Origin of the sequence: Staphylococcus simulans, assembly GCF_047037175.1 — a bacterium.
Lineage (GTDB): Bacteria > Bacillota > Bacilli > Staphylococcales > Staphylococcaceae > Staphylococcus > Staphylococcus simulans_C.
Genome location: NZ_CP178241.1, coordinates 1,095,495 through 1,106,923 on the forward strand (window position 1 = coordinate 1,095,495; position 11,429 = coordinate 1,106,923).

General features: G+C 34.8%; 13 protein-coding genes. 8 read left to right on the forward strand and 5 right to left on the reverse strand.

What is annotated here, in order from left to right:
• Positions 1–5: 5 nt before the first annotated feature.
• The gene (gene groES, locus ACFCT9_RS05505; RefSeq protein WP_412521426.1) at positions 6–290 is read right to left on the reverse strand and encodes a co-chaperone GroES; all 285 of its coding nucleotides are present in this window, start codon (positions 288–290) and stop codon (positions 6–8) included.
• 215 nt (positions 291–505) lie between these two features.
• Here groES and mroQ point away from each other — a divergent pair, with 215 nt between their 5' ends.
• Complete coding sequence (mroQ, locus tag ACFCT9_RS05510; RefSeq protein ID WP_412521427.1) at positions 506–1,249, forward strand: intramembrane glutamic endopeptidase MroQ; 744 nt, start codon at positions 506–508, stop codon at positions 1,247–1,249.
• Between the two features lie 57 nt (positions 1,250–1,306).
• Here the strand turns inward: mroQ and ACFCT9_RS05515 are convergent, their stop codons facing one another.
• A complete protein-coding gene (locus ACFCT9_RS05515) occupies positions 1,307–2,767 on the reverse strand; it encodes an SdrH family protein (protein ID WP_412521428.1) in 1,461 nt (486 codons plus the stop codon).
• A 216-nt stretch (positions 2,768–2,983) separates the two neighbouring features.
• Between ACFCT9_RS05515 and ACFCT9_RS05520 the strand changes: the two genes are divergently transcribed.
• Positions 2,984–3,784, forward strand: a complete 801-nt coding sequence (locus tag ACFCT9_RS05520; protein ID WP_412521429.1) for a carbon-nitrogen family hydrolase — start codon at positions 2,984–2,986, stop codon at positions 3,782–3,784.
• A gap of 304 nt (positions 3,785–4,088) precedes the next feature.
• Here the strand turns inward: ACFCT9_RS05520 and ACFCT9_RS05525 are convergent, their stop codons facing one another.
• Complete coding sequence (locus ACFCT9_RS05525; RefSeq protein ID WP_105994213.1) at positions 4,089–4,169, reverse strand: delta-lysin family phenol-soluble modulin; 81 nt, start codon at positions 4,167–4,169, stop codon at positions 4,089–4,091.
• A gap of 397 nt (positions 4,170–4,566) precedes the next feature.
• Here ACFCT9_RS05525 and ACFCT9_RS05530 point away from each other — a divergent pair, with 397 nt between their 5' ends.
• From ACFCT9_RS05530 to agrA, 4 genes are read left to right on the forward strand one after another with little or no spacing between them, the layout of a single operon-like run.
• Positions 4,567–5,142 carry an accessory gene regulator AgrB gene (locus ACFCT9_RS05530; RefSeq protein WP_412521430.1) on the forward strand — a complete coding sequence of 192 codons (576 nt, stop codon included), beginning with the start codon at positions 4,567–4,569 and terminating at the stop codon, positions 5,140–5,142.
• Positions 5,143–5,144: 2 nt separating this feature from the next.
• Positions 5,145–5,282 (forward strand): cyclic lactone autoinducer peptide AgrD, encoded by a 138-nt coding sequence (gene agrD, locus ACFCT9_RS05535; protein WP_107540291.1) that lies wholly within the window; start codon positions 5,145–5,147, stop codon positions 5,280–5,282.
• Positions 5,283–5,327: 45 nt separating this feature from the next.
• Positions 5,328–6,629 carry a quorum-sensing sensor histidine kinase AgrC gene (gene agrC, locus ACFCT9_RS05540; RefSeq protein ID WP_412521431.1) on the forward strand — a complete coding sequence of 434 codons (1,302 nt, stop codon included), beginning with the start codon at positions 5,328–5,330 and terminating at the stop codon, positions 6,627–6,629.
• Between the two features lies 1 nt (position 6,630).
• A complete protein-coding gene (gene agrA, locus ACFCT9_RS05545) occupies positions 6,631–7,347 on the forward strand; it encodes a quorum-sensing response regulator AgrA (RefSeq protein WP_412521432.1) in 717 nt (238 codons plus the stop codon).
• 75 nt (positions 7,348–7,422) lie between these two features.
• Here the strand turns inward: agrA and ACFCT9_RS05550 are convergent, their stop codons facing one another.
• Positions 7,423–8,907: a GH32 C-terminal domain-containing protein gene (locus ACFCT9_RS05550; RefSeq protein ID WP_412521433.1), complete on the reverse strand. Its 1,485-nt coding sequence runs from the start codon at positions 8,905–8,907 to the stop codon at positions 7,423–7,425.
• Positions 8,908–9,142: 235 nt separating this feature from the next.
• Here ACFCT9_RS05550 and ACFCT9_RS05555 point away from each other — a divergent pair, with 235 nt between their 5' ends.
• Both ACFCT9_RS05555 and ACFCT9_RS05560 read left to right on the forward strand, forming a co-directional pair.
• Positions 9,143–10,231, forward strand: coding sequence for a YeeE/YedE family protein (locus ACFCT9_RS05555; RefSeq protein WP_412521434.1), 1,089 nt, complete (start codon positions 9,143–9,145; stop codon positions 10,229–10,231).
• Between the two features lie 53 nt (positions 10,232–10,284).
• The gene (locus ACFCT9_RS05560) at positions 10,285–10,509 is read left to right on the forward strand and encodes a sulfurtransferase TusA family protein (RefSeq protein WP_107606162.1); all 225 of its coding nucleotides are present in this window, start codon (positions 10,285–10,287) and stop codon (positions 10,507–10,509) included.
• A 45-nt stretch (positions 10,510–10,554) separates the two neighbouring features.
• On the opposite strand, the gene ACFCT9_RS05565 is transcribed toward ACFCT9_RS05560, so the two are convergent.
• Entirely contained in the window at positions 10,555–11,196 is a 642-nt protein-coding gene (locus ACFCT9_RS05565; protein ID WP_412521435.1) for a redox-sensing transcriptional repressor Rex, read from the reverse strand.
• Between the last annotated feature and the right edge of the window lie 233 nt (positions 11,197–11,429).

Sequence of the window (11,429 nt, forward strand, 5' to 3'; positions counted from 1 at the left end):
ATGTATTATTGTACGATAGCTAGAATTTCTTCTTCACTGATAACAAGGTATTTGTCTTCGCCGACTTGTACTTCACTGCCTGCATATTGTTCAAATACCACAGTGTCGCCTTCTTTAACTTCAGGCGTAATAACAGTACCATTATCTAAAGTTCTGCCTGGTCCGACTGCGATTACTTTACCTTCATTAGATTTTTCTTTCGCTTTATCAGTTAATACGATTCCGCTCTTAGTTGTTTGTTCAGTTTCAACTCTTTGAATAATCACGCGATTCCCTAATGGTTTAAGCATGGTCGTTCCTCCTCTAATCTGTTGCAATTGTTTATTTCATATTTATTTTGTTTACATATCTGAATTGTTTAGCACTCTCATATCCAGAGTGCTAATCCACTCTCTATATTAATCAAAATTGGTCAATACATCAAGCAATTAGATTTTTATTTTCCTCGCACAAACTTTTAGTTTAAAATGGAAATAACAACTAGATAGTATGGAGGAGTTAAATTATGTCACGACTATGGTTTTCAATCTTAACCTTAATCGTTTATGGACTTGCATTGTTCGGACCACAGATGCTTTATCAAGCTGGTCTGTTTAATCATTTTAAAGGAAAACAGCTGATGTTTGCGACATCCTACACACAAGTTATTTTAATGATTGCAGCTGCATTAATCATCATTTGGATGAATTATAAAATCAAAAATCAAACACGTTTAGAATTGCAGCCAAAAGTCCAAAAACGTTACGTCATTCTCTGGGCCATTGTTGGGCTCATTGTCGTACTGTTATATCAAGTTATTGCTTCTCTATTAAATCATTTTGTATTTAAAATCGATCAACCCAGTCCGAATACAACCGGCATTATGAAGATTATTCAAGAAGCACCCATCTTTATTGTTCTTGTCGCAATTGCCGGACCTTTACTAGAAGAGTTTGTTTTCAGAAAGGTTATCTTCGGTGAGATTTTCAACATTCTTAGAGGTAATAAAGTTATTCGATTTATCATCGCAGGCACAGTCAGTTCTGCATTATTTGCGATGGCGCATAACGATCCAAACTTCATTTTGATTTATTTTGGTATGGGCTTTATATTAGCTGGTTTTTATGTCTACACCAAACGTATTGCTGTACCTATTTTAATCCATATATTAATGAACAGTTATGTCGTCGTTATTCAATTATTATTCGCAGACGATATTAAGAAAATGCAAGAATCCGTATCATTTATATTTCATATGATTGGATATTAAATAATCACGCAACAGGTTACATATGACCTTGTTGCGTGATTTTTATTTCTTCGTACATTATTCACTCTGTGATTTTTTCTTACGTTTCATAATCATTAATATAATAAACCAGATAAATGCAGCACCAAAGACAATCATCAACGAATTAAGCAAGCGTGGATACTTCTGATTATCTGTTGTCTTTTCTTCATGTGACTTTTTTACTTTATCCGCATTTTGTTTCGTATCTTCTGAAGGTTTGCTTGTGTGTTCTGCTTCAGCCTTTTTCTCACGTTTAATTTCTTTTAAATCTGGCATTGAACCTAAATCACTCGTTACTAATCCTAATATCTGTAAATCTAAATTCGTATAATATTGTTGTGCACGCATTGGGCTAAAGTATTGATATTTAAAATAGCCTGTATTTTGCTGCAAGGTATTTAAATTATTATTGTTGCTGAAGTTCTGCGGTCGAAGCATCGCATTCACATCATCTTCAGTAGAGTGCGTGTCATTACTAATCATACCGACTTGATGTACAATAAATGGATTATATTTAAATGACCCAGTTACTAAATGTCCAAAGCGATCACCCGTTAAACCAAAATTAGAAAACGGCATCATTTCATCCATCGATTGATGTTCATCAGAACCTCCATTTAAAGCAGGCATTGCCGAACCTAAATTAGCTTGCGTCGGCATATAATCTGCTGAAGGTTGAGAACTTGAAATAGGTGTAACTTGTTGATTCGGTTGATATGCATGATGTCCTGATTGATTTTGATCTGTTGTATGATTTGGTCTTGATTCCGGTTCTTCTGGTGTTGTGGGTGTTTCGGGCATTTCAGGTGTAACAGGTTCATCCGGCACAGATGGTTGTTCGGGCTTATGAGTTTCTCCTGACCCAGAACTATCCGGTTTTGGTTTATCCGGCTTTGAGCCTCCCTCACCTTTTTGCGGAATGAATCCGCCACCCTGACTGCTATCTGTTTCATTATTATCAGGTTTATCTACATGATTATCTTGAGGTGGTGTTTCTTCATCTGGTTTTGTTTCGTCTGGTTTAGATTCATTCGGCTTTGTTTCACCTGGCCTTGTTGGATCCGTTTCAGTGTTATTACTTTCACCACTTGGAGGTTGGGAAGTATCTCCACCTGTTGAACCGCCATCAGGTTGCTCATTTGGCTGAGGTTTTGTTTGACTTTGTGAAGTATCTTCTTGTGTTGGTGGTGTTGTATTCGATTCATCATTGGTTGTAGTGTTGTTAGTTTGATCAGTTGTTTGATTATCAGGTTTTGTGGTTGCCTCTGTTTGAGATGACTCATTAGTATTGGAATTGTCGCTTTCTGTTGAAGGTGTTTGCGTTGGCGTTTCTTCCTTAGGCGCGCTTTGATGATTCAAACCATCTGACTGAGTTGTAGTATGATTTGTTTGCTGCATATTTTGTGTTTGCTCTGCAGCATGTGTTACTGTACTAGGCAATAGTAGACTTGTGGCAGCGATGGTCAATGTTAATTTTTTGTATATTTTCTTTTTCATTTCACGCACCTCCTTTTATCAAATATAGCAATCAACCTAAGTATATAAGAACTTATCTTTAAATTCTATATGTATTTTAGAATGAAAAGAAGTGTTAATATACTTAATAATTTGTAATAATCCAAATAAAGCCCCTAAATATCAGATTATTATCAATATTGGAAATTTAAGACGTACTTTAGTACAGTAATAATAAAAGAATGGAGAGGATTATCTATGAAAGTTCAACTATTTCAATTCAATCTTGCACATGGTAATGCGAAAGCCAATCAAGACAAGATTGAAACGCTCTTTTCAAAACATCTTGAATCTGATACAGAAGTTGCTGTTTTACCTGAAATGTGGAATAACAGTTACGCACTTGAACAATTAAACACCCTATCAGATGATGATTTAAAAGAGAGTTTATTATTCATTCAAAAACTGAGTCGTCAATATAATGTCACAATAGTTGCCGGATCTGTATCTAATAGAAAAAACGGCAACACATTTAATACAGCATTCACAGTAAATACTCAAGGAGAGTTGATTTATCAATATGATAAAATTCATCTCGTTCCGATGTTAGATGAACATTTATATTTAACAGGTGGCGAAACTGTGCCCTATGCCTTTAACCTCAATGAACAAGTAACCGCTTCTCAAATTATCTGTTATGATTTGAGATTCCCTGAAATCGCAAGACACCCTGCAATTAATGGTGCAGATATTTTATTCTATGTCGCCGAATGGCCGATGGCACGTTTAAATCATTGGCGCACCCTACTACAAAGCCGAGCAATTGAAAATGATATCTTTGTTATTGCTTGTAATACATGCGGTTATGAAAAGGACGGCGGTACTGAATATGCAGGCCACTCGTTAGTCATTAATCCAAATGGTGAAATTTTAGCTGAAGCAGGAACCGAAGAAGAAGTCTTAACTGTAGATATCAATCTTGATGAAGTAAAACAACAACGCAAAAACATCCCTGTATTTGATAATAGACGTCCTCACCTTTATAAATACGACCATTAAAAATAACCCATGAGTTTGGGAGGAACTCATGGGTTTTACTTATTATTAAGGGAATGTTTACAGTTATTTTTCTATCTATTTTTGGGGATGTTATTAATTATGAAAAAATTTTAGTGAATTTACCGATATTGATAAATTAAATGTTACTCACGATAATTTAACTACAATGATATGCATACCGAACGCTTCATTTCCGATATACAATATGAGAGATGCAGGAATCAATGCAAGGACAAACATCAATTCCTGCGTAAGGATTAAACAATTTAGTGCTTATACTCAAAGGACAATAAGTAAAGGATTATTATTTTTGAGTGAATTTTTTAACAGTTTCGATGATTAATTTTACGAATTCACCGATAGTACCTACGATATCGCCTGCCATGTGAATTCCCCCCTTTCTAATGAAATATAGGATGATCAGTTCGGTTAAAGCATGTTACATCTACGAAGAATATTAACGATGCCATAAACCAATTTCTTTGAAATATTAAGATGAAGTACGGTAACACGACTTACTAAAAAACACGTTGTGCTTATGTAATGTGCTACCTGAGTTCTTATCACATCTCTGTGATACATCCTTATTAAAACATCAATTCTAAATTTAATGTTAAATAATCCCTAACTTATGATATTTCAATCATAACTGTCTATAAAAATATGTTAAAATGACGATATTAGAGAATTTTCTACAGTTTGGCATTGAAAATGAACAGTTGGGCAATGAATCAATAAAATATCCTTTTTAGTTGTATAATGACAGTGAGGAGAGTGAGGCTATGCAAAAGGCTTTTTATAGGCAGGTTGATCGTTGGGCACAAGCCCTTCAAAAGAGAAACAATCTAGACCGTATTGCTTATTTAAAAATAAAGCTTGGCCTAGAAGTCTTTTTTAATAACCTTTTCAAAACCATTGTCGTTTATGGACTTGCTCTTCTATTCCATGTTTTCTTATACACACTAACTGTTCATTTAAGCTATTTTATTATTCGACACTTTGCACACGGTGCGCATGCTAAGTCAACGCTTGCATGCTATATAGAAAGTATTGTTTTATTCGTAATGTTTCCATGGCTTTTAGCAACCTATCACTTGCCTAGCTACATTATGATGACACTTGCAGCAATCGCCATAGTTTTACTTTGTATTTATGCACCTGCTGCTACAGTTAAGCAACCAATTCCCACACGACTGATTAAGAAAAAGAAAATTACGGCAATCATTCTCGCAACAGTATTGTTTGCACTTTCTTTCCTTGTTCCAAATACTTTTCAACAAATGATTTTGCTAGGTATTACATTACAAGGGGCTTCACAATTGCCGATATTTTTCCCTAAAACCAGAAAGGATGTATAATAATGGACTTATTAAATGGTATCTTTAAATTATTCGCTTTTATCTTTGAGAAAATTGGAAACTTAGCTAAGTATTATCCTTGTTGGGGTTACTTCGACGAAACAGAAGTGCCAAAAGAATTATTAGAAGAAGATAACTAAAATATAAAGCGTACAATCTGCATTGTATAAGAAAGTGTGTCAAACATGGAATTATTAAATGGTATGTTTATAGCGACTTATCAAGGTATACTACTCTTTTTAATCGCAAAAATTATATTGAACCTACGTTATACTTATAAAGAAATAGCTATACTTATAGCGATAAATACATTGGGAAGCTTTTCATATATTATCATTGGTAAATATGCCTTATTTATCGTGATATTGCTTACCACAATCTATTTATATAAAAAAATCAAATTATACTCTTTGCTGACTATGGTAGGAAGTGTCCTAATCTTATACTTAGGTAACCTTTCTGCCATGTCTGTTTTTATATTGCTTGATGCATATGACCCTAAACGAATATTTCTAAATATACTTTATTTAGTATTATTTACGATTGTAGCACTATTATTAGCTTATGCAGTTAGATATTTGATTAAGAAACTGAAAAACTCTTATCTTTCTAGTAATAAGCTCTATATCAGTACAGTAACAGTGTTTTTGACATTATCTTTCGTTTTACTGTTTCTTTTCATGCCATATAGCGTAAACACACCAGGTACTTTTAAAACAGTTATGGTGATTTATATATCCTTTATTCTGGCTATTGTTGTTTTAGTCATTGTCATTAGTTTTACTGTACTAAGAGAAATGAAGTATAAGCGTCAAGTAGAAGAAATAGAGAATTATTATAAATATACGTTACGTATCGAGAAGATTAATAATGACATGCGTAAATTCAGACACGATTATGTAAATATATTACTATCAATGTCTGAGTATATTCGTGATGATGATATGCCTGGTTTGAGGGCTTATTTTGAGAAACATATTGTTCCGCTTAAGGATAATATGCAGACGAATTCATTTAAAATCAACGGACTTGAACGTTTACAGATTCGAGAGCTGAAAGGTTTATTGACGACTAAAATTATTCAAGCACAAGAAAACAATGTCAGAGTCAGCGTTGAAGTACCTGATGAAATTAACCATATCTCACTAGATATGATTGATTTATCGAGAGTCATGGGCATTATTTTAGATAACGCCATTGAAGCTTCAACTGAAATTGATGATCCTTTAATTCAAATCGGCTTTATGAAAAGTAATAAAGCGGTAATGATTATTGTGATGAACAAATGTGCAAAAGATATTCCTAAAGTTCATGAGTTGTTTAAAGAGAGCTTCTCTACCAAAGGTCCAAATCGAGGTTTAGGGCTATCAACTTTAAGAGAAATTATCGATCAAACGGATAATGTCTTACTAGATACGGTTATAGAAAATCACTACTTTATACAAAAACTTGAAATCATGAATACAGAACACGAGGATGTGAAATAACGTGAAGATTATTATTTGTGAAGATGATGTACAACAACGTGAACACATTGAATCCATCATTGAAAATTATATTATGATTGAAGAAAAGCCTCTAGAAGTTGCGTTATCTACAGGTGATCCTTATGAGGTACTGGAATTTGCGAAAGCTACGAATGAAATTTGTTGCTACTTCTTAGATATCCAATTAGATTCTGATATTAACGGTATTAAACTTGGCAGTGAGTTAAGAAATTATGATTCAGTCGGCAGCATTATCTTTATTACGAGTCACAGTGAGCTGACTTATCTTACTTTTGTTTATAAAGTAGCAGCGATGGATTTTATTTTTAAAGACGATCCTTCAGAAATGAAATCTCGTATTATCGATTGTATAGAAACGGCACTGACAAGATTACAGCTGCTTTCAAAAGAATCAAGTCTTGAGACCATTGAGTTGAAACGTGGCAGCAATTCAATCTATGTGAATTATGATGATGTTATGTTCTTTGAATCCTCAGCAAAATCACATCGCTTAATTGCACATCTCGATAATCGACAAATTGAGTTTTACGGCAACTTAAAAGATTTAAGTCAATTAGATGACCGCTTCTTCCGTTGCCACAACAGTTTCGTTATTAATCGAAACAATATCGAAGAAGTGATTTCTAAAGAACGAGAAGTTCACTTTAAAAATGGTGAACACTGTTATATCTCAGTAAGGAATTTGAAAAAAATCTAAAGAAACAGGGCTGAAATCAAAAATGCGATTTCGGCCCTTCTTTTATGTTTGTTTTACTTATAGTTACATTGTTTGTTATTGCTCTGTAGTTGCTTCCCCTTCATAGATACCGTGTAAATCATATTTCGTAAATTTTAAATAAGCCTGACCTGATTCAGTACCTACACGAATTCCTCTGCTGTTTTCTGGCGGGAAGATACGAGAAGACATTACACGTTCACCATGATTACAAAAGACCTCAATACTAGATTGATCTACAAAGATTTGTAGATGCTCTAAATCTTGACTCAATTGTACTGAACATTTTGTTTCTGCATCTTCAAGCGGAATCTCTCCACTTTCACTGCAATCTAACGTTACTAAACGTGAATGTGTATTATACGTTACTTTCGTTGAATTCCACTTTGAAACTTTCACTTCAAAATAAATTTCAGTCGCATCATTTTCTAACACTTCAACTTGTAATTCAAAGTTATCGCCTTCGTATGGATGCAGTTGTTTCGCAAATTTATTCGCGTAACCTAAGGCTGTTTCCTCGTTGTATCTCAGTTGTTTTAAACTTGAATGCGGTGTTTGATAAATTTTCCCATTACGCATCGAAAGTTGTCTTGGAATAGAAAGGCAAGGCACTTGAGCAATTTCAGGTAAATGCGCATAGTCCCCTTCAGTTTTTAGCAAGCCTATCAATACACGCGAACCTTCCGCATCTTCAAAAGTTTGCGGAAAGACAAAACCAAAGCCGTCATCCCACAATTTGAAGTCCCCATGATTCATTTTAAAGTTATGGAAATGAAGATGTCCCATTAAGTACCCTGCTCTATATGCGTGTTCTGCATTCTCTGCGGTAAACGTCAAAACATCATACCCATTCATCGTGTAATAATCAGGCGCATGCCAGTAATCACCAAAGTGTGAAAGATTCGTATGCACTGGAGCAATTAATTGCCAGTGATTAAGATCATCGGCATGATAAGCCAATAATCTTCCTTGGCCTTTGTCAGATTGGGCACTTAATAACGCATAGCGTTGCCCTTCTTTTTCAAATACATGCGGATCTTGTACCTTGTTGCTATAACCTTCTGGCACGTCAAATTGTATGGGCTGTTGTGCTTTTTCAAGCGCACCTTGTTGATTTCTCACAGCATATAACTGTGTAAAAGGTACTTCTAATGTTGCATCTTTACTTTCTGCAGAATAAACAAAATAAGTTTGTTGATCAATTCCTATAGCACTGCCGCCTTTAATCCCCTCATCGTCGTATAATCCGTCTGGCTTTAATAAAATCTGTTCTATAGGATATTGAATTAAATCAGGAGTCTGATACGCATAGCTATAGCTTAATCCATTATTAATTGTAAATGGATACCATACATGACTTATCAAATAGTGTTCACCATCAAATAATAGTCCGTTCGGCTTTCCTGCAGAGCCAAATGGCGGCTGTAAATGGAATGTCTGTTTATACGGTGAAGATGCGAACTTTTCTTTTAGTTCAGTTATTCTTTCAGCGGGTAGTTGTTCTATTCGTTGTGTTTCGACTTCATTCATCCAATCTTGCATCAACCATATCCTCCTAATTAAACGTTAATCATCATTTCTTTTATTTTAGCATATTTATATCCGACCACCTATCCTCTTTTTCATTGTGTTTCTGACTTATGATATTTATATCAAATTTATATGATTATTTTTTAGGTTTATCAATTAATATTCTAGAGTGAAATTACACCCTTGCAATTTAGTTCATTGTATATTAGGATAAACCTTATCAACATTATCGGAAAAGAGGGATTAAATGATTTGGATGATTATCAGCGGTCTAATTGTGGGGAGTTTACTAGGATTTGTAATGCAGCGGACACGATTTTGTTTAGCCGGTGGATTTAGAGATATGTATGTTCAAAAGAATAATAAAATGTTTTACGCTTTGCTCATCGCAATTTCTGTTCAAGCGATTGGTTTACTAGCATTTACAGCAATAATTGGTAAGCCTTTAGATAATGGAACATTCCCAATAATCGGAACTATTATTGGTTCATTTATATTCGGTGTTGGCATTGTATTAGCTGGAGGTTGTGCAACTGGTACGTATTACCGTGCTGGTGAAGGTCTTATCGGAAGTTGGTTAGCATTAGCAGCATATGCTATATTCTCAGCGATTACAAAAGCTGGATTGCTTAAACCCGTTATGGAAAGTCTTAACTCAAAAACAAATGTAAACGCAGATATGTCAACAAGTACTGGTATTCCTGCTTGGGTTTGGGTTATTGTCATTTCAGTAATCACAGTGTTCTTCGTAGTAAAAACACTGCGTAAACCGAAACCTAAAATTGCAGTCCCTAAATTAAAACAAAAATTCACAGGTGTACGTCATTTCTTCTTTGAAAAGAAATTCCACCCCTTCGTTGCAGCAATTGTTGTTGGTTTAATTGCATTACTTGCTTGGCCAATGAGTTATTCTGCAGGTCGTGAAGGTGGTTTAGGTATTACGACGCCTTCTTCAAATTTAGTACAATATATCCTTACAGGTAAAACATCATTCCTAGACTGGGGCGTATTCTTAGTATTAGGTATTTTCATCGGATCATATATTGCAGCGAAAGGTTCACGTGAATTCGCATGGCGCTTACCTGATAAGAAAACATTAAGAAATAGCGTTATCGGCGGCGCATTAATGGGATTCGGTGCTTCAGTAGCTGGCGGTTGCTCAATTGGTAACGGCTTAGTTGCAACAGCTGCCTTATCTTGGCAAGGTTGGATTGCATTAGCATCAATGATTTTGGGTACTTGGTTAATGAGTTACTTTATTTTTGTTAAACCTATGAAAGCATTACGCAAAGCACCCGCAAAAGCGACTGCTTCAAAACCAGCAGCACAATCATAATCTAATTAAAATAATCATATGTATATAAGTAAAAAGCAAAGGAGAATGAAGCTATGTTATACGAATTAGGAACAGTCGGAATGGTTTGTCCTTTCCCTCTTATCGAAGCACAAAAGAAAATGGAAGAATTAGAAGTCGGAGACGAATTGAAAATTGACTTTGACTGCACACAAGCAACAGAAGCTATTCCGAACTGGGCAGCAGAAAAATCTTATCCAGTAACAAATTATGAACAATTAGGAGATGCTTCTTGGACTATTACAGTTCAAAAAGCATAAATAAAAAGGAGTTTGTTTGAAATTTATCAAGCAAACTCCTTTTCTTTATTTACGATTCATATTATTCATAAAGAAGAGTAAAGACTGTAGTTCTACCCCTAGGTCAATATGGTGGACTGACACAGTATCGGGTACATCGATACGAGAAGGTGTAAAGTTCAAGATGCCTTTTACATTACATGCGACAAGCTGATCAGCAACCTCTTGTGCTGCTTTGCCTGGTGTCGTGATAATCACAACATCCAAATTGCCTTCTTTCAAAATATCTTGTATTGCATCCATGTCTTTTACTACAACTTTTCCAATTTGTGTGCCGATTACATTTTCGTTAATATCAAACGCTTCTGTAATGACCATATCATCATGGATTGAGAAGTTATATGAAAGCAACGCTTTCCCTAAGTTCCCTACGCCGACTAATCCAATGCGAATTACATCACTTTCGCTGATTTCGCCTTTAAAAAATTCTAATAAACTTTCCACATTGTAGCCATAGCCTTTTTTGCCCAGCTCACCAAAGTATGAAAAATCTCTTCTAATCGTAGCTGAATCAATATCCAATGCTTCACTGATTGTCTTAGAATTCACTCTATCTATCCCTTTTTCTTGAAGGGTATTTACGAATCTGTAATATAAGGGTAATCGTTTCAAAGTCGCGCGAGGAATTTTATTGTTTTGATTAGCCAATGTGTTTCCCTCCAAATCTTTCTAACTACTATCCCAAACTTTATTCAAATTAACCATTAATAAAAACTATGCATTTATGCGTACAAAAATAATAGTTTAGCCATGGTGTTGTGAAAAGCAGCCTTTTTCGACTACCAGCAGATTATAGTATTATCATGGTTACTTTGCTGCAATCTACTCAGATGTTCTTCTGAAAACATTTTTTATTATCTAAGTATACCGTATGATTTCAG